Source organism: Bdellovibrionales bacterium (assembly GCA_016716765.1).
Taxonomy (GTDB): Bacteria; Bdellovibrionota; Bdellovibrionia; order Bdellovibrionales; family UBA1609; genus JADJVA01.
The window spans coordinates 121917-139471 of the sequence record JADJVA010000001.1 but is presented as its reverse complement, the minus strand read 5'-3'; the positions used below and the strand labels follow the sequence as shown (position 1 = coordinate 139471).

General features: G+C 44.9%; 19 protein-coding genes. 11 read left to right on the top strand and 8 right to left on the bottom strand.

Annotation, left to right across the window (positions count from 1 at the left end; all coding sequences use genetic code 11):
• Positions 1 to 159: 159 nt before the first annotated feature.
• The 5 genes from IPL83_00615 to IPL83_00595 form a co-directional block, all read right to left on the bottom strand.
• Entirely contained in the window at positions 160 to 873 is a 714-nt protein-coding gene (locus IPL83_00615; protein ID MBK9037665.1) for a hypothetical protein, read from the bottom strand.
• 101 nt (positions 874 to 974) lie between these two features.
• On the bottom strand, positions 975 to 2816 hold the full coding sequence (locus IPL83_00610; protein ID MBK9037664.1) for a VWA domain-containing protein: 1842 nt from the start codon (positions 2814 to 2816) through the stop codon (positions 975 to 977).
• A gap of 19 nt (positions 2817 to 2835) precedes the next feature.
• Complete coding sequence (locus tag IPL83_00605) at positions 2836 to 3903, bottom strand: hypothetical protein (GenBank protein MBK9037663.1); 1068 nt, start codon at positions 3901 to 3903, stop codon at positions 2836 to 2838.
• A gap of 437 nt (positions 3904 to 4340) precedes the next feature.
• Complete coding sequence (locus IPL83_00600) at positions 4341 to 4793, bottom strand: hypothetical protein (GenBank protein MBK9037662.1); 453 nt, start codon at positions 4791 to 4793, stop codon at positions 4341 to 4343.
• Positions 4790 to 5083, bottom strand: coding sequence for a hypothetical protein (locus IPL83_00595; GenBank protein ID MBK9037661.1), 294 nt, complete (start codon positions 5081 to 5083; stop codon positions 4790 to 4792). Before IPL83_00595 ends, IPL83_00600 begins: the two co-directional genes overlap by 4 nt.
• Before the next feature lie 275 nt (positions 5084 to 5358).
• Between IPL83_00595 and IPL83_00590 the strand changes: the two genes are divergently transcribed.
• On the top strand, positions 5359 to 5685 hold the full coding sequence (locus IPL83_00590; GenBank protein MBK9037660.1) for a hypothetical protein: 327 nt from the start codon (positions 5359 to 5361) through the stop codon (positions 5683 to 5685).
• A gap of 75 nt (positions 5686 to 5760) precedes the next feature.
• Complete coding sequence (locus IPL83_00585; GenBank protein ID MBK9037659.1) at positions 5761 to 6117, top strand: hypothetical protein; 357 nt, start codon at positions 5761 to 5763, stop codon at positions 6115 to 6117.
• Between the two features lie 18 nt (positions 6118 to 6135).
• On the opposite strand, the gene IPL83_00580 is transcribed toward IPL83_00585, so the two are convergent.
• Positions 6136 to 6993, bottom strand: a complete 858-nt coding sequence (locus tag IPL83_00580; GenBank protein MBK9037658.1) for a LysR family transcriptional regulator — start codon at positions 6991 to 6993, stop codon at positions 6136 to 6138.
• Between the two features lie 123 nt (positions 6994 to 7116).
• On the opposite strand from IPL83_00580, the gene IPL83_00575 reads away from it, so the two are divergent.
• The 4 genes from IPL83_00575 to IPL83_00560 are packed head-to-tail and all read left to right on the top strand — an operon-like array spanning position 7117 to position 10165.
• Positions 7117 to 7797 (top strand): CADD family putative folate metabolism protein, encoded by a 681-nt coding sequence (locus IPL83_00575; protein MBK9037657.1) that lies wholly within the window; start codon positions 7117 to 7119, stop codon positions 7795 to 7797.
• Positions 7772 to 8158, top strand: coding sequence for a dihydroneopterin aldolase (locus IPL83_00570; protein MBK9037656.1), 387 nt, complete (start codon positions 7772 to 7774; stop codon positions 8156 to 8158). Before IPL83_00575 ends, IPL83_00570 begins: the two co-directional genes overlap by 26 nt.
• Positions 8155 to 9423, top strand: coding sequence for a dihydropteroate synthase (gene folP / locus IPL83_00565; GenBank protein MBK9037655.1), 1269 nt, complete (start codon positions 8155 to 8157; stop codon positions 9421 to 9423). Before IPL83_00570 ends, folP begins: the two co-directional genes overlap by 4 nt.
• Before the next feature lies 1 nt (position 9424).
• Positions 9425 to 10165 (top strand): coenzyme F420-0:L-glutamate ligase, encoded by a 741-nt coding sequence (locus IPL83_00560; GenBank protein MBK9037654.1) that lies wholly within the window; start codon positions 9425 to 9427, stop codon positions 10163 to 10165.
• Positions 10166 to 10266: 101 nt separating this feature from the next.
• Here IPL83_00560 and IPL83_00555 read toward each other — a convergent pair whose 3' ends face one another.
• Entirely contained in the window at positions 10267 to 12084 is a 1818-nt protein-coding gene (locus IPL83_00555) for a hypothetical protein (GenBank protein MBK9037653.1), read from the bottom strand.
• Between the two features lie 276 nt (positions 12085 to 12360).
• Between IPL83_00555 and IPL83_00550 the strand changes: the two genes are divergently transcribed.
• Both IPL83_00550 and IPL83_00545 read left to right on the top strand, forming a co-directional pair.
• On the top strand, positions 12361 to 13380 hold the full coding sequence (locus IPL83_00550) for a DUF2817 domain-containing protein (GenBank protein ID MBK9037652.1): 1020 nt from the start codon (positions 12361 to 12363) through the stop codon (positions 13378 to 13380).
• A complete protein-coding gene (locus IPL83_00545; protein ID MBK9037651.1) occupies positions 13367 to 14137 on the top strand; it encodes an alpha/beta hydrolase in 771 nt (256 codons plus the stop codon). The genes IPL83_00550 and IPL83_00545 overlap by 14 nt, the downstream gene beginning before the upstream one ends.
• On the opposite strand, the gene IPL83_00540 is transcribed toward IPL83_00545, so the two are convergent.
• Positions 14100 to 14960 carry a GNAT family N-acetyltransferase gene (locus IPL83_00540; protein MBK9037650.1) on the bottom strand — a complete coding sequence of 287 codons (861 nt, stop codon included), beginning with the start codon at positions 14958 to 14960 and terminating at the stop codon, positions 14100 to 14102. The two genes, IPL83_00545 and IPL83_00540, sit on opposite strands and share 38 nt — an antisense overlap.
• 119 nt (positions 14961 to 15079) lie before the next feature.
• On the opposite strand from IPL83_00540, the gene IPL83_00535 reads away from it, so the two are divergent.
• The 3 genes from IPL83_00535 (at position 15080) to IPL83_00525 (ending at position 17550) form a co-directional block, all read left to right on the top strand.
• On the top strand, positions 15080 to 15805 hold the full coding sequence (locus IPL83_00535) for a 1-acyl-sn-glycerol-3-phosphate acyltransferase (GenBank protein MBK9037649.1): 726 nt from the start codon (positions 15080 to 15082) through the stop codon (positions 15803 to 15805).
• Positions 15789 to 16556, top strand: coding sequence for a PHP domain-containing protein (locus IPL83_00530; protein ID MBK9037648.1), 768 nt, complete (start codon positions 15789 to 15791; stop codon positions 16554 to 16556). The genes IPL83_00535 and IPL83_00530 overlap by 17 nt, the downstream gene beginning before the upstream one ends.
• 175 nt (positions 16557 to 16731) lie before the next feature.
• The gene (locus IPL83_00525) at positions 16732 to 17550 is read left to right on the top strand and encodes a hypothetical protein (protein ID MBK9037647.1); all 819 of its coding nucleotides are present in this window, start codon (positions 16732 to 16734) and stop codon (positions 17548 to 17550) included.
• The last annotated feature ends 5 nt before the right edge of the window (positions 17551 to 17555 follow it).

Below are 17555 nucleotides of genomic sequence, written 5' to 3'. Positions count from 1 at the left end.
CATCATCATACAACCGTCCAGTATGCAGGTCTTATACCAAGATTTGGATAGTAATTAGTTTCGCGTATTGAACTCATCAGTCCGCAAATGGAACCCACCCTGGTTCAGACCTTCGGAGCACAGCCGCTACTGGTGGGCCAATTCCTTAGCTCTTTGATTTTATTTCCATTGAGGGTTGCTATAGGCAGCGACACAAATTGAGGTGGCATCTAGGTTCACCTTCTTTACCTCCTGAAAAGTACGAGTCCACTCAGGTGGCTTGAATCGAGTGCTGTGTTTAAATAGATAGTAATTGTAGGCTGTGCTTGAGAGAGAGTTCATTTCAGCCCCAGACCGAAGCAGCCCCAGCGATTTTTTCGCTTTATTCCAAAGTTCGGGGGATTTAGGGCAAAGAAAATTCGTGTAGCTTGATTCCTGGTAGATATTCAGCGAAGAAGCAAACTGGTCCCGCTCAAAAACGACTTGTCGGATCTGGCCGCGTCTTTTCTCAATTCGCCTGAGAATAACTTCTGCAATCAACTGGAGAGTGGAATCCTCTTTTTCTGGGCAATTGGCTGCAAGAGTTTCAGCATAAATAAGGCGAGTCAGGATTTCTTCGTCGTCAAGGGCTGATTGATCAAATAGTTGAGTATATCCCTGATATTTGTATTGGGACCGTGAATTGTTTTTCTGATGGGTCTTTATTTTCTCAAGATCAGAATTCTCATCGAAACATTTGGGCAAAGAGTCGTTCGTTGATTGTGCAGGACCGGGACTCGCTTTCTTTCCCGTTGCAGTGACTTCCGCATGCAGAGGAGAAAAATGAAACAAGAAGCAGATCATCACTACAGTCGCTACAGTCACTACAGATTTAACCACAGCCTTCCCAATCATTTGCAATTTTCTTGATTTTCAGCATGAACGTCCACGGCGACAAGCCAATACTCCTGTCGCTCGATGAAAGTCCTGGTTTTAACCGATTTTTTCAAGCTCTACTACAATTGTGAATTGAGCAGACTTGCAATACGGCCCTTGACGTCTTTGGGTGTCACTCGGAATGCATCTCCGCCGGTGCTTCGAGCTGTTTTTATCAATTCTTCCATCAAACCATCATCAGCTTCCATCCCCAAAATATACATCGGAATTTTGAACTCAGCTGCCATTTTTTTGATTTGTGCCTGATCGAGCCTGTCGTCTCTCGATGCTCCATCAGTCAGCACAATCAGAACAGTCTTATCCTGTTTGTGCTTCTCTTCTTGCTCGAGCAAGTCATGAAGGGCAACCGCAATACCATCAAACATGGCGGTTCCACCCTCAGTTTTTAAAACTCTGGCAATTCCAATAAAGCTCAGTTTTTGTTTGTTCAAAAATGGTTCGATCGGAAGAGCCCTGGTGACTCGATCATCAAATAATATAAGTCCCACGCGGTTTTCGGGGCGAATAAATTCAGCTCCAATAACCAGAGATTCAATCACCATTTGAAGCCTTTTATAGTCGTTCATGGATCCGCTAATATCGCCGAGAAAGATTGCGTTCACAGAACGACCGGAGGTTTTTTCCCGTTTCCAAATTTTTTGCATGGCAATAAGATCTTTTCCACTCACCTGACTGCCAGAGACATAGTCCGGTCTGCCAAAGAACCCCATTTCACGAGCCATTTGTTTTGCGTCTGCATTTTGTTCAACAAAGTGAGCAAAGTCTTTCAGGATTTCCATTTTTTTGTGGTCGAGATCGCTCGAGGCATAGAGGGGATTTCCATGGGGTTCTCCAAATGGCAGGAATTGGAATCTGTCCCGGAGATCAGCTGAATTAATGAAAGTCTGATATTCCATGACCATCGCATCCAAAGACTCTCCGCCCTTTACGGCCTCACGCATTTGTAAGGTCGATTCATAAATCAATGGGACTCCATCCTGAAATTTTCGGAAGGCATCAGTGACCAAGGGGCTTGAAAAATCGGTTTGGTTTTGAGCGGCCAAAGTTTCTAAAACGGTCGCCAAGAAATTCAATCCGGTCGAACTCGAATAGGGATTCGTATAGCCCATTCTTATTTTACCGTTATTGACGGCATCAACTAGGTTTGTCACCGAGAATTGAGCTGCATCAAGGCCATTATTAATTAGTCGGAGTTTTTCCTTTGAAATAACAATTCCAGCTACATTCTGAACTAAACTGTCGCTGATTTTAGCAAGAGGCACACCTCTTGCTTCTGCCATTCTTACCCACAAGCCATTGGAGGGAGAGAAGGCTTCAACAGAATAGGCCTCGTCCGGTTTGAGCATCTGTTGCACTAAAAACTGATAGGCCGTTCCAGAATCGATTCGCCGAATAGCCACCTTACCAGCTTTACTTGGAAGTTCATTGTAGAGGCGTGCCATTTGGTTTAACCAATTGTCGCGGCCTTTATCGGTTGATTTTTCGGTAGATGAAAAAATCTCAACCGTTATGGTGTGGTCGCCGGTATCCGGCAGAACGGGAACTGCGAAAGTGTCAATATCAGGAATGGAAAAACTCAAATCCGATTGGATCTCGGAGCTGCCGTCCAAGGCAGTTGAAGGATCACTCTTTTCGCTCACTCTGCCCTCTGTGAACCGGATTTCTCCACTGAACTTGCGTTCTTTGAGATCTTTCAGTTTAAGCGCTTCGACTTGAGTGCGCAGGTTGGCGAGTCTTTGCTCTCTACTATTTTCAGCTATTTCTTCCTTTTTATCCTGATCTGATTGACCCCATGGCCACCAGCCAGCAAGAGAGGGGGCCGTCACTCCCACAATGACCGCTACAAAGGCTGCGTAAATGACAGCCATCAAATTCAAATTGGATTTGTATGATTTGTGCATTCGAATCCGCCCCTTTTGTTTAATTCTGTTCTGGAAGCACTGTTACAGGGATGTCTTTGAACTGAGAATCTAGCTGGCTGAAGTTGCCCTGTTTTGTACCAATTTTCTCTAGGGTGCTTTGCCAACGTTGAGCGGCTCCAGGACGCTGGCCCTCTTTGAGACGAGCAATCATGTCCTTTTCCCATTCGCTATTGACAACTAGATCAGCCGACAACTTTAAAGTTGTCTTTGTAGTCCGTGACCATGAGAGGTTTCGGAGACTCTCGTAAATTTTGTCACCATCGGCTGGAGAAATCTCGTCATAAGGCACAAAGTCATAAACCCTTTCTCCGCCGTCTTTCAAGTCATTGAATTTCCAATCATCGATATCTGCGAGATTCAGTTTTGTAGCTACCTCAGAAGGAAGATCAGCCAGGTACTTGTAGGGAGCCCTGGTTACAAAGAAGGCACAGGCCTTGTTGTCAAGAGCGGCTCGAATTGAATTTTGAGTTGTATCAAACTTGATATTTCCAGCAGAATCCAAAGTTGGCTCAACGGGGGTGGCGTCGATCTTTCCATACGCAGATGGGTAGAAGGCCTTTAGATTTTCAAGAGTCATGGCTCCGCCGCTCTGAAGCGAACCAACATAAACGGTTCCTTGGCCTTTTTGGGAAAGACCTTCTAAGTCCGCGAAGGATTTGACACCGAGATCACGATGGCAAAGGAGATGTGCATGTTCGTCGTAGGCCCTGGAAGCAATTCTCAAGTCAATAGGGTTGTCCGCAGAATTTGCTCTAAACCAGGCTGTTGCATCGTGCTGGATAACGGCAACATCACACTTGTTATTGTTGATGGCTTCAATGTTTTCCTTTGATCCCGAGGTCGAATAAATTTCGACATCAAAAGTTTTATTGCCACCCGAAGCTTCGAGCATATGTTTTAGGTACTTACCAACCTTTATATAGGTGCCGCTTTTGCCTCCGCCGCAGACTCGCACTTTCACTTTTTCACTATTTTCTGCTGCAGATGACGCATTTGGCAAACTTGCTAGGACAGTTGCGAGTGACAAGCAGGTCAACAAAGAAGTCATATGAAATCGGGTTTGCATCTGGAAGAACCTCCATTTTGGAATTTCAAAAATAATGTCGTAAGCGTCTCTCAGCAATAGTTGCGCCAAGCTAAGAAGGGTGCTGAGGAAATCCAATGGCTTGAAAAGTCTGAAGAAATTTATTTCCTTGGAATTGTGCGGAGATAGGGACCATGAAAGAGAGTGAGCCTTTTGTAAAATTGATGAGGAGCTCTCAGAGCAGAAATATTCGATAGACGGACAAGCTTTTTGGCTTGCAGGAAGAAGAACGGAATTTACAGATCTGACAAAGCGAGTGGGATTGGTGTCTGAGGAAGTCACGTGAGTCATGCCAGAAAGACATGATGCATCAAGGTGGCTTGTCCTATTGGCCTTTTCGCAATTGCAGGTCGATCGGTGGCGTCCTCCTGAATGATCATGTTCTATTCAGGAGGAGTAAAAATAAAAAATTTCAAACTCTAAAGTTCATTGATCAACTTGATCGTTTCGCCGTCAGGTTTTTCGAGACTGAGTTCGATGAGTCCAACTCGAAGGTCTTGGCACATCCTAGTTCTGTGATCTGTTACGGTGATCTTTTCAACTCCCTCTGCTGTTATTCGCTTGCCCTCATAGTTATGTGATCCGCAGCTGGTAGATTTGTATTGGAGATTGTAGTAAGTCTCGTCCGGAAGGACATATATCTCACAAAAGCCTTGCAGTCGGTTGCTCATCAAGGCAAACGACCGAGTCATCTCAGCTTCATCGAGAACAAGCTCTCGATAAACAGAACAATGAGGATTGGGTTTTCCCACTGCATTGATGGGAACCATTTTGAAAACACCAGGAGTGAGTCGAATTTCTGGTGGTGGCATTGCGAGAGCCCCAAATGCAGCAAAGATGGCAACTAAAAATACACTTTTCAGATATCTCATATAATCCCCCGAAAATACGTTTTTGGAATCTCCATTGAGTCCGATAGATAAGCTTCAAGTTGGGTTTGATAAAAGACAAGCTTCAGGTGGCCGGTGTAATTTTTATAAAATGGCCCGCATGATTGTTGTTCCAAAATCCAAGGGTCCATGACTGAAGTAGATTTCAGGAATTCAGGATCTTCAAACATGCGTCCGGCAGCAGCGCTCCCCTTGTGAGCACTGCACCAAGCCGAACTCGATCCTGAACTCCTGAAATCTACTTCAGCCAACTCCCTGTGTCTCTTGGACACAACTGAATCACCGGAGGCTTGCGGGCCAACCAAGGATTCCAAATTCGGATGGGGATCATGGTATGTGACCCTTAAGGCTTCTGAAGTCTTTCGTTGTACGCCAGGTTTTACGGATCAGGCGATTGATGTTAGTTCTGAATATGGCGTAGGTTTGACTAAGAGAAAATAAAGGATCAAAACCAATTTTTTGAAGCTCCCCTTGGCCGGCATTCGACTCATGCAATAATCAATGATCTGTCGGCGTCCATCCGACTTTCTGAGAAAGGATCTGAAGTTTGGATCCTAGGTCAGGTCGTTCGAAAGTGTTTTACCTTAATACAGCCGCTGGCCCGCAAGCCTTCGGTGATTCAGTTGTGTCCAAGAGACACAGGGAGTTGGCTGAAGTAGATTTCAGGAGTTCAGGATCGAGTTCGGCTTGGTGCAGTGCTCACAAGGGGAGCGCTGCTGCCGGACGCATGTTTGAAGATCCTGAATTCCTGAAATCTACTTCAGCCATGGACCCTTGGATTTTGGAACAACAATCATGCGGGTCAGTTTGGGTAAATATTGCTCATTTTTACAAGCGAAAGCAATTTAACCGATATTCAAGGCACTTAAACTAGATTTTACATCACAACCAAATAGGTGATAGTGTGTCGCCTATTCGTTCATTGTGACAACTTTATTTGAGGTGAGATATGAAGTTTTTGGTGTTCGTACTGTTGTTGATGTTTTCGCTGAGGTTTGCGTATGCTGAACTTGAAACGGTTAAGGGCGCGAAGCAAGACATCAAAGCTCTAAAAAATGAGATGTCGGTCAAACTTAATGATGTTGAAAAAGAAATTGAAGAGTTGCGAACAAAAGTGAAGGCGAAAGGCGATAAAGCTCTCGAAGAAACCATCAAGGAACTCGAAGAAAAACGCACCGGAATACGTGCTGAGGTGGATTCCTTGAAACAGGATGCAAGCGCCAATTTGAAGACTTTAAGAAAGAAGCTTGGTGATGCTTTGGATTCCCTTCATGCCAAGGCCAAAAAGGCTCTCGAACAAGATTGATCAGTGGACCTATCTCGTTTAAACCGGGGGGGTAAACTGATCCATCAGTTTAGCTTTAAAGGCAGCGTGGACTGCTGATTTTTCAGACCCGACCCTCTCCAGTAGCCAGATATAATCGGTCATTTTGTTTGAGCTGGGTCGAATAATTTTAAGCCCCTTTCGAGTTTCAGGTGAAGCCACAAGGTATTTTGGGACAATGCCAATTCCAGCTCCCTCCCGAACAAGGGAGACAACCATTTCGGCTGTTGAAGCAAAGACACGAACGGGAATTTTTTTAGGACGTCTGTTGAAGTGAATTGCGAGCCAGCGACGGATGGGCTGATGATTGAAATAGTAATCAACAATCGAAGTTTTCAGGATTTGTTCGAAAGTGGGGTTTTCGGGAAACATGTTAGCCGAGGAGACGAGCACCAACTCTTCCTGGCAAAGTGCCTGGGAGCGAATGGTCTTCTTTTCAATAGAAGGGAAAATTGAGAGGCTGAGATCGAGACGACCACGATTTAAGAGCTGATTGAGACACGAAGGAGAATCAAAGACCATTTTTATATTGGCCTCTGGAAATTCCTGAATAAACTCCTTAATTAAAACGGTCAGTTTTGATTTTGCAAATTCAAGGTAGGCGCCGATTCGGAGCATGCCAGAAACCTCAATTTCCCGGCCCTTGATCTGTCTCAAGGTTTGAAGGAGTGCGGCCTGCGACCGTCCAAACTCCTGATAAATCTTTAAGCCCTCATTTGTGGGAATCAGTTTTTTTCCTCGTCGATCAAACAGAGAAATTCCAAGTGAGCGTTCTAGGCCCGTTATGGTCTGACTTAATGCGGAAGGTGTGACGTGCAGGGTCTCGGAGGCGCGCTGGTAGTTTCCTGATTCTATCACCTGGCAAAAAATCGAAATTTTATTGAAATCAATATTATTAAGTTTCACTAAACGATTGAATTAGTATATTGAGATTATCTTATCAAGTGAATTTGTTAGAATCCCTCTCATCTAGGAGGAACTATGACTGATTTATTTTCAGCTTCTTTTGCGCATCTTCATCTCTTAAAGCATCCTTTTTATCAAGCTTGGGCGGCTGGCACTTTGTCAAAAGACGTGCTCCGCAGGTATGCCACCCAGTACTACTTTCACGTTGACTGTTTTCCACGATATTTGGGCGCTATACATTCTCACTGCGAAAACCAGAGTCAACGAAAGAAAATTTTGGAAAATCTAAATGAAGAAGAGGGAGCTTCTTACGGGACTTCGCATCCAGAACTTTGGCTGCAATTTGCTGAAGGCCTGGGTACACATCGAGATGAAATTCTCGGAGCGGAGCCTGGTCGTGCAATTCAGAATGTGATATCTCATTTCTTTCGATTTTCTCGATCTTCTTTTGAGGAGGGACTAGGCGCGCTTTACGCATATGAATCGCAGGTTCCTGAGATTGCAGAGTCGAAGTTGGAGGGGTTACGGTTGCGGTATGGTATAGATGACGAGAGGACGCTCGCGTTTTTTGAGGTTCATCGAAAGGCCGATATTGAGCATCGCTCTGTAATTTTGGAAATGCTTGAAAAACTGCCATCTGAAAAAAAGCAGTTGGCTCAGAGAGCTGCTACAGATGCGGCTCAGTCGCTCTGGGACTTTCTAACCTCAGTGCAAGACGAAAGAGCGAATTATGTCCCAAATCAGCTTTCCATGTAGTTCCCTTAAGCTTGAAGAGCTGACTCTTGCTGTGCGACTGGGGTGCTCGAAGGCAGAGCGATCCAAAGCTCAAGAGGTTCGGGTGTCAGTTGAGATTCGATTTCTTAAGTGTCCAAAAGGGGCGCTGACGGACTCACTCGACGACACGATCTGTTATGCGACAATATCCGAGTCCATCAAGAGACATTGCGAGTCTCGGGAGTTTTCTTTGGTCGAGAGGATGGGCTATGAAATTTATGGTCTTGTTCGAGAGATAGTCGGTTCCACCGCTGATCTAGGAATTTCTGTTCACAAAATGCATCCGCCAGTCGAGAATCTTCGCGGGGGAGTCATCTTTCGGTGTGGGGATTTTGCGATATGAGATGTTTTGTTGGCTTCGGTTCGAACCTGGGCGATCGAAGATCCAATCTGGAAAAGGCCGCTAGGGCTCTTTCCAACGAAAGTGCGGTTCAATTGCTACAGCGATCACCTCTTGTTGAGACTCCGGCGCTGGTGCCAGAGGGGGCCCCTGAACATTGGCGCAAATCCTTTCTGAACGCCGTTGTTGAAATAGGCTGGGGCGGTAGTCCCAATGAGCTTGTGCGATGTCTTAAAAAAATTGAAGTTGACCTCGGGAGAGAGCCGGCCCCTCGGTGGGCACCAAGATCACTGGATCTCGATCTTCTCACTTTTGGAGACCAGACTTTTAGTAGCGAAACTCTTCAGGTGCCTCATCCAGAGATTTTTAACCGGCAATTTGTGCTGGCGCCGCTCAAGCACCTTGCTCCCTCATTGAAAATTCCGGGACATCAGGAGACCGTATTGGAGCGCAGCCGCTCTCTAAATAATCCTCTTCCTCTTTGGATGGGCATTTTAAATTTCACGCCTGATTCTTTTTCTGACGGTAACGAGCTCTCTTGTGCTGCAAAACTGGAAGATATCTTGGAGGCCTTTGATCAGGACAATACGCAGATCCTTGATTTGGGAGCCGAGTCAACCAGGCCAGGGGCCCATCCTCTCACTCCGGAAGAAGAGTGGGGTCGGCTCGCAGCGAAGCTAGAATTAATTTTTGATAGATTTCGAAATCGAATATTTCGCCCATGGATCAGCGTAGACACCTACCATCCGCAAACAGCTGCCAGGGCCGCGTCCCTTGGCGTGGAAATCATTAATGACGTCAGTGGATTGGCAAATGAGGGCATGCTCGAAGTTCTCAAAGGGACAAAGTGTCAGTATGTATTGATGCACAGTTTGACAGTTCCTGCCAATCCAGATGTAAACTTGCAGGTAGATGATCCCGTGCAGAACATCATTGAGTGGGCCCAAAGAAAAATAAACCAACTGGATCGTTCTGGCGTCAATCTTGACAGGGTTATTTTCGACCCGGGCATTGGTTTTGGAAAAACTGGAGCAACTTCGGTGCTTATCTTACAGCAAATCCAAAGATTTTTTTTTCTTCCCGTTCGAATTCTGGTCGGACATTCCCGAAAATCTTTTTTCAATCAATGGGGCCATCGGGAGGTCGGGAATCGTGATCCTGAGACTTTAGGTGTTTCACTCAAACTTGCAGAGAGAGGTGTTGATATTTTGCGCGTACACAGACCTGATCTTCATCAACGCACGTTTCGCACTTTTCGGGAGGTTTGAATTGAAGCCGCTGTCGATCCACCCCATTCAAACTCGAATATTTCATCAACGAGAAAATCTCTGTGACTTTATTGTCCAGTCGATTCCCAACCAACTCGTTCAAGAGGGGATTTTGTTGGCCGTTACATCAAAGATAATGAGCCTTGCAGAGGGCCGACTTAAATCCCATGCCAACACTTCAAAACGAGAAATTGTAGAAAAGGAGGCGGACCTTTACCTTGGGGAGATCGGTCACGGCTGCTTTCTTACAATCAAGAACGGTCTTCTTATTCCTTCAGCCGGAATTGACGAATCAAATTCTGAACACGCCGACTTGATCCTTTATCCGGAGGATCCGTTCGAAAGTGCTCAGGAACTTTGGAAGGATCTTCGGAAGGCTTGGAATATAGAGAACCTTGGTCTTGTGGTGACCGATTCTCACACGACTCCGCTCAGAAGAGGTGTAACCGGAATATGTTTGAGTTATGCGGGCTTTCGTGCGGTCCGAAATCTTGTTGGTACACATGACCTATTTGGTCGTGAGCTGCGTATGACTCAGATGAATTATGCGGATGGTCTTGCGGCCGCTGCTGTTATGATGATGGGCGAAGGCGCTGAAGCGAGACCTCTTGCTGTCATTGAGAACGCCGAAATCCAATTCTCTGAAGAGGTCATAAAAGAGGAGTTGCAAATTCCTCTTGAAGAGGACTTGTATTATCCTCTCTTGCAAGCTTTCCTATCAAAAACAGATGAGGGTATTTAAGAAACTGAGGGGTCTTTGAGTTTAAGTGGTGGGGAACTATGCTTTTTTGGAACTTTACTCTGTTCGAATTGAAGGTAAGACCAAATTAAATCATATATAGTTTAGTAGTCGAGCGTTGCCAAGTAGAGATCATATCCGCCGGACTCACCCTTGGTAGAGAAATATATTTTCTTTTGAGAAGGATGCACATAAAAATTATCAATGTAGGTATTTGGTGCGAGAACGCCACTCAATCTTTGAACTTTACCAGTCGATAAATTCAAAATATGAAATTCATTGGCTTTTCCGTCACCGTTGACATCAACTGCAAAGAAGCAATACGTTCTCTGGTCGTTGATAAGAAACTTAATTGGCACTTTTGAAGACTCAGTTTCTGACATCTTTTCTCGAAGGGATCCGTCGACCCTTGCTTTGTAGAGATAGAAATCTGTGCCATTTTCTTCTGATGACCAGTAGAGGACTTGCGAGCTATCGGCGCTCGAGTAAAAAGAAGCAATCGTTCCGTCAGGACCAGCATGGACTCCGCTTAAGGGAATCTCTCCTGTGCCATCAACAGAGATTGCGTATAGTCTTTTCGAAGAGGGCCTTATAAAGATGAGATGACTGGAATCTGGAGTGAAGGAGTAATTAGTCACTGGCTCAAGGAGGGGATAAGACCAGCTGCCGTCAGGAGAAAGAAGTAACAAATCAACCTGCGAGTAAAGAAAGCCGACTTTTTGTGCCTTTCGAACCACAATTTTAGTCGAATCACCTGAAATGGCTCCAAAGTGATAATTTTTTCCGAGCAAAATGGGGTTGGCCGGGTCCACGCTCAAATGAGTTGAATAGAGACGATACATGTCGGTTGGAATTGTTGAGTCATACACAACCGGTGTAAAAACCCAATTGGAGTCAGGGCTAAATGAAACGCCACCACCAGCCATATCGTCATATCTCGCCATTGCATTCGGAGGCACCATATGCAGGCGATTTGACATCGACGTCGTACTTCCATCTGTCTTAAAGGCAAAGGCTTGTTTGTACCAATTTTCCCACCACATGAGACTGGCAACGGCCCATAAACCATCAGGACTAAGATTGAACCCCTCAGATGATCGGTCCGCTCCGCCGGTCAACTCAGCACTGACATATCCCCAAAGGCTTCCATCCAAGTTTACACCCTGCACTCTCATTTCATTGTCGGCGAAACGGTTGTGGTTTCCATCACGGTAGATGACCCGACCAGCATTGGTGATTTGGTAGTCGCTCTGGACTCCTTGGCCGTAAATCATAGAGTTGTAAACGTAATGTTCGGTGTGATTCAATTTGACTAAATTGCTCCCGTTGATGTCAATCGAATAGAGTTGCCTTAATCCGCTCAATTCGGGGTCTGCTCGATACACGAGTTTGTTCCCGCCGGGCGAGAGCTTAAAATCTGACACGGATCCAAGTCGGGCTCCCCCGGGGCAGCTCAAACGGCGGGTGACGAGCGATTCCATGTCATGAGAGTAGAGATCAACGCGTACTTCATCTTCTAAGTTAGAGGCAAAGAAAATCAGTCCCGATTGAAAATCAAAGGAGTAACTAGTTGCCTGTTTGGCAATGATCTTGCCAAGGCTCACCTTAAAAATCATTTCCGACTTCTTATTGTTAGAATCGGTAACTTGAAGTCGAATTTTTCCTGCCGTTTGAGGAAAAAAGCTGTTGGAATTGACATCGAACGACCCACGTCCCTCTAGAATGTCAATTTGATATGGGGGAGAACCGCCAGAGATCACAATTTTGAGTTCCGCATTGAGATCTGTGTTTGATGGAACATCCATGTGTATCGGAGAGAAACCCATGTTTCCAGAAATATCGTTGTCCACATTGAGGCAAGAAGTCAAACTCACAGCTGCGAGGAGTGAGAAAGGAATCTTAAAGATAGAGATCTGTATCACGTGAGCCTCCGAAAACGTCCCGCTATGAGTCGGCTCAGATGAATGAGTCAGCTAAGAATGCCCGCACATGAGGCTTATCGGATGCTTCATAAACGTTCTTAAGTTGAACTCCTAAATTGCTTTTATTGGAGAATCTTTCGGTATTTTTGACATTTTTTATTCTAGCCTTGGCAAATTGACTTTTTTTCTTCGGAAGGTCTCAATTCGCCCATTAAGCGTGTGAAATGCAGGAAAAAATTTGATAGAATGCGACAATAGAGAACATTGAAAGGTGTTATGTCAATTTTCAAACAGGAACTCGGACGCCTCACGGCAGCGACAGAGCAATTTGACAAGCTTGGAATTCTGGACGAGCAATTTTGGTTTTCCTGGCAGGGGGCGAGATATCCTCTTCCTATCGTGAAATTTGGCCCCTCTCGGGAAAAGCCAGCTCCAACACTTCTTTTGTCCAGTGGAGTTCACGGATTAGAAAGAATAGGCGTGGAACTTTCATTGTCGCTCATAGACACGCTTTCACGAAGAATAAAGTGGGATGCCAGTCTGAATCAAATTTTTGAGAAAGTTCGATTGGTTATAGTGCCTTTTGTGAATCCCTACGGTTTTGTTCATTTTCGAAGATCCAATGTGAACCATGTAGATCTCATGAGGAATGCACCAATAGAAGCAGAAGAGCGAACTCCTTGGCTCATTGGTGGGCATCGATTGAGCAGGAGCCTTCCTTGGTATCGAGGATTTGCAAACGAATTAGAAAGTGAAGCTAAAATACTATGTGAACGCGTTCTCCATGAGGCGGCACGTTCGCCCGTGTTAGTTTCACTTGATATTCACTCGGGTTTTGGAATTGTGGATCGCCTTTGGTTTCCCTTTGCTTATTCGAAGCGACCATTCCCTCTGATGACGGAAGTTTCTGCACTTGTAGATATTTATGAAGAAAACTTTCCCCACCACATCTATCGGATTCAACCGCAATCTCATGACTATACGACTCATGGGGATCTATGGGATTACATGTTTTTAGAACATCAAAAGCAAAGCTCAAATATCTTTCTCCCATTATCTCTTGAAATGGGTTCCTGGAATTGGATTAAGAAGAATCCTCTCCAGTTGTTCTCAAAGCTGGGTTTTTTCAATCCCGTCAAAGGCCATCGCCGAGCTCGCACTTTGCGTCGGCATTATGGACTGATCGATTTTCTATTGAGAAGCCTCTATTCAGAAAAATTTTGGAAAGAAATCCAGATCAAAAAAAACGAGAATCATCACCAGAGTAGGGGGAGGCGGTGGTATGGGCATCTCTGAACCATGGGTGCTTCTCAGAGGTCTTATGCGGCACTCAGGACACTGGGGCGCTTTTGGAGAGAAGCTTCAGCAGCAATTTCCGAGTTCGAAAATCCTTCTCCTTGATCTGCCTGGGAACGGAACAAAATGTCATCTTTCAACTCCAATGAATGTAAGTGAGACCATTGATATCCTGAGAGAAGAAGTTCATAGGGCGACAGGAACGACTCCATTTCATTTTTTGGGATTGTCTTTGGGAGCAATGGTTGGACTCAAATGGGCAGAAGCAAGCCCCGAGTCTTTTCTTTCTCTCATAGCCATAAACCCGAGTCTCAAGCAATATTCCAAACCTTGGCAGCGTTTGAGACCTCAATCGCTTTTCGGAATCGCTGCTGCGATTCTTGCCAAAGATCCGCTCAGTCGAGAGAAGATGATTCTCCGCCTGACAAGCGCGATGAGCTCCGATAAACAGCAGCATTTTGCACAATTCTTTGCTGATTTTGATTTGCGGTGGCCACTCAAAAGAGAGAATTTTTTGCGACAAATTGTGTTGGCATCTAGAATTCAATTGAAGAAGCCTGTAAAGGTCCCAACGGTTATTTTTGCTTCTTCACAGGATAACCTCGTTTCTTCTCGTTGCTCCATCGATCTGGCTCGGGCCTTCTCATCCCATCTTGAGGTGCATCCGACTGCGGGTCATGATCTCGTCTTAGATGAGCCGGATTGGGTGATAAGCCAAATCAAATCATTTGTTTTTCAGTTGGGACAGAAGACTTAAAGCGAGCTATTTTGTCGTCTCCTATTTCTGAGCGAGTGACGACGGTTAGGAAATCAATGCATTGAAACTCTTCATCCCAGGCTGGAGGTCCGGCAATTTTCGCACCCATCCTTAAATATCCCTTGAGAAGCGGAGGCAGGAGAGCCCGAGCCTTTCTTCTGTCATTTTCCTGTATATTTGACGGGTCTATGCGAATGAGTTCATCTAGACCTTTCATCCGGAATTTGGCTGTTGGAAAAATGGGGCTATCGACGAGGGCTTTCCTATCGAACGCCAGATATTTGTAGACAAGAGCCGCATCTTCAAGTGAAGAAATTTTAATACTTGAACAGCCAAAAAGAAGTTGAGCTCCAGTTGTTTCCATATAGTCTGCAACGCCGCGCCAGAGTAATGAAATAACAGATCCAGTACGAAAATCGCTATGAATACAGGCGCGGCCCAGTTCTAGATGGGGACCAGGAAAGCGAAGGAGTTCATCCATTTCAAATTCTTTGCTCGAATAGAAACTATTCGAAAAGAGAGAACAGTTCAGTCTATATGTTCCAACAACCTTTTGAGTCGGCTTGTGAACGATAATCAGATGATCGCAGAGCATATCGAAGCGATCAATGTCGAGACCTCCCAAGCGACGAATTCCCGCCAATTCTCCGTAAAAAATATCATGTCGAAGTCGAAATGATTCTCGAAGTTCATCGCTTCTCTCTGCGACCCTGATTTCAAATTTGTCCAATTCGTGAAACAAGGGTACTTTGGCAACAAATGAATTCAGCCGTCGAGAATTCCATTTCAGGGCTTCGCTCACTCGCATTAGCAATTCGGACATATCTACCTCCATTTGTCCTTATTCTAACATCCGGATTTTCTGTAAATGTCAGGGTTTGGTTAAAATGAGCTAATCAACTCCTAAAAATTAAAAGATATAAAATCGGTTATCATTCACAAATGACAAAGACGATTCTGAAGAATTGGACCAAGGCTAAACGCGCGAGCCAGGTATTTGTGATTACACACAGTTATCTGACTTTTTCCCAGCGACGAGAGGCTCCCCATTTTAGCCTCAAGAGAGCTTGGGCGCGCCACATTCTCCGCCATCTGAACGTGAATTTGAAAATCAAAGGGACTATGCCTCCTTCTGAAGGGCCCTGGATATTGGTCGGCAATCACTTAAGTTATTTAGATATCCCAGTTCTTGTGAAGGCCATTCCTGAACTTTCATTTCTAAGCAAATCAGAAATTTCCCGATGGCCCCTGATTGGGCGTGGTGCGAAGGCGATGGACACTATTTTTGTAGATCGCAATTCCAGCCGTTCACGTGACCAGGCCAAAACGAGTGTAACGAATCAGCTCAGACGCAAAAAGAGCAAACTCTGTATATTCCCCTCGGGAACCACTTCCCTAGGGGAGAGTCCTAGGTGGAATAAGGGTGCCTTTGAAATTGCGAAATCCTGTCCTTGCCAAATTATCCCATTTCGATTGACCTATCAGCCACTTGAGCCCATCGCATATATTGATCGCGATGTGTTCCTTGCCCACCTTTTTCAATTGGTCGGACTCGCCTCAATTGATGTGACGATTGAATTTGGAGCCCCTGCGCTTGTCGACGAGGCCATGATAGCAACCCAAAATACAAAGCAATGGAGTGAAGCAAATAATGGCAATGCTTTCTGATCTTCATATCCACTCTACTTATAGCGATGGAAAACTCTCTATCCGAGAAATTGTTGATCTTTATGGTCGAGCAAAATTTGACGTCATCGCGATCACCGATCATCTTTGTGAATCAAATAATCTGATAGGTTATGTGTCTCACAAGCTCAAACGATCGATTTCGGAGGAGAATTTTGGTCAGTACATGGAAGAAATACATCGTGAAGCCTTCCGTGCGATGAGAAAATACGGCATGTTGGTTATTCCCGGAGTTGAAGTGACAAAAAATTCCTTTTGTGGTGACAGGTCCTCTCACTTCATTATTCTGAATCCCGATTCCTGCCCCAATGCCAACGAGACAACCTTAGATATTTTAAAGGAGTTTAAATCAACAACAACGGCGCTTATTGCCGCACACCCCTTGCATACAGGAAAAATTGAATTCCAGTCGCTCCATCTATGGAATCACCGTGAAACTTTCAGGGAAGTCTTCGATGCCTGGGAAGTTTCAAGTTTCCAACGCTACTTTTTCGAAGTCGAGTCAGAAAAATTGCCACAAATTGCGTCAAGCGATTTTCACAATCACTCCCATTTCTCATCTTGGAAGACTCTTCTCTATTGTCGGCAGAAACCAGCGGACGTAGTTGATGCAATTAAAATGCAGGCACTTGAAATTATTTATTACAGGTCTCAGGAGTCCCAGCCAGCTGAGTTGACTCAGTCAGCAATTTTTTCGGAACAACACAAGCTCGTACATTCAGCACTTGTCTGAATTCGTTTCAAATTGTGAAATTAACACCTGGAAAAGCGGTCATTTTTTTGATGTCCCAAAAATGAACTGGACAAGCTTTCGGTGTTTTGTTAGTTCGAGCCTGGTTAAAATTCAAAATTTCATTTTAGATCGAAACATGTAAACATTGTAATTATAAACATATTCGGAGGTTGCGGTGCGGCTCAACTTTTTTCTCATGGTCTCTTTTGTCGTACTGATTTGTCACAACTCTCAGGCCACGGCTGTTGGCGCCTCAAATTTGAAATCTTCCTGTGCTCAAAAATTGATTGTATCGATAGGTGAGAAGAGCATTCTGGAAAATGGAGTCTTGGATGAAATCGCTTCATCTTACGCTGATGCGATATGGACCAGTATTGTTGAAATACGTCGGACATTTTCCGTTGAGGAGGGGGACTCCGATGGGAAACAAATGTATGCAGTCTTTAAAGATAAAGTAACGAGTGAGATAAATTGGGTGGTATATCATGAGTTCGTGGCAAATCTAAGATCGAAGCATTTTCTTTTGGGAAAGTTTGATCGGGCAAGCAAATCAATTCAGGAATTGGGACTTCCGCAATGGGGTACTGATTTGGTTTTAGGTTTGGCGGTGGCAACCCCAGTTTTGGCTGTAATTGGTGCCAGTTGGATCTTTTTCGATCAGGGTGATTTACGGTTCGCCTTCGGTTTGCCACCAGTAGCGACGGGAATTGGAGTGGTTTTTGCTTCTGGCTATCGTAGAGCGGAAGATCGAATTCACAGCCAAAGCAGGGTGTTGAGTTATCGGTTTCGTGATCTGGTCACTGCGAAACTAGGGGAGAGGTTACTCTCTGTTTTTCCGAAACGACTGGAGGAAGATCAACTTCGAACGAATATCGCATTGTGGTCCAAAAATCGTGAAACACAAAAAATTATGGATACTATCTTTTGGTGGCACTTCATCAAGGGGATGAATCAGGAGGCGGATGTGAAAGCGATTGGTGTCGATTCAAACTAGATCAG

Coding starts and splice junctions, on each gene's coding strand:
- IPL83_00615 (MBK9037665.1), bottom strand. CDS start 873: ATGATTGGGAAGGCTGTGGTTAAATCTGTAGTGACTGTAGCGACTGTA.
- IPL83_00610 (MBK9037664.1), bottom strand. CDS start 2,816: ATGCACAAATCATACAAATCCAATTTGAATTTGATGGCTGTCATTTAC.
- IPL83_00605 (MBK9037663.1), bottom strand. CDS start 3,903: ATGCAAACCCGATTTCATATGACTTCTTTGTTGACCTGCTTGTCACTC.
- IPL83_00600 (MBK9037662.1), bottom strand. CDS start 4,793: ATGAGATATCTGAAAAGTGTATTTTTAGTTGCCATCTTTGCTGCATTT.
- IPL83_00585 (MBK9037659.1), top strand. CDS start 5,761: ATGAAGTTTTTGGTGTTCGTACTGTTGTTGATGTTTTCGCTGAGGTTT.
- IPL83_00575 (MBK9037657.1), top strand. CDS start 7,117: ATGACTGATTTATTTTCAGCTTCTTTTGCGCATCTTCATCTCTTAAAG.
- IPL83_00570 (MBK9037656.1), top strand. CDS start 7,772: ATGTCCCAAATCAGCTTTCCATGTAGTTCCCTTAAGCTTGAAGAGCTG.
- folP (MBK9037655.1), top strand. CDS start 8,155: ATGAGATGTTTTGTTGGCTTCGGTTCGAACCTGGGCGATCGAAGATCC.
- IPL83_00550 (MBK9037652.1), top strand. CDS start 12,361: ATGTCAATTTTCAAACAGGAACTCGGACGCCTCACGGCAGCGACAGAG.
- IPL83_00545 (MBK9037651.1), top strand. CDS start 13,367: ATGGGCATCTCTGAACCATGGGTGCTTCTCAGAGGTCTTATGCGGCAC.
- IPL83_00540 (MBK9037650.1), bottom strand. CDS start 14,960: ATGTCCGAATTGCTAATGCGAGTGAGCGAAGCCCTGAAATGGAATTCT.
- IPL83_00535 (MBK9037649.1), top strand. CDS start 15,080: ATGACAAAGACGATTCTGAAGAATTGGACCAAGGCTAAACGCGCGAGC.
- IPL83_00530 (MBK9037648.1), top strand. CDS start 15,789: ATGGCAATGCTTTCTGATCTTCATATCCACTCTACTTATAGCGATGGA.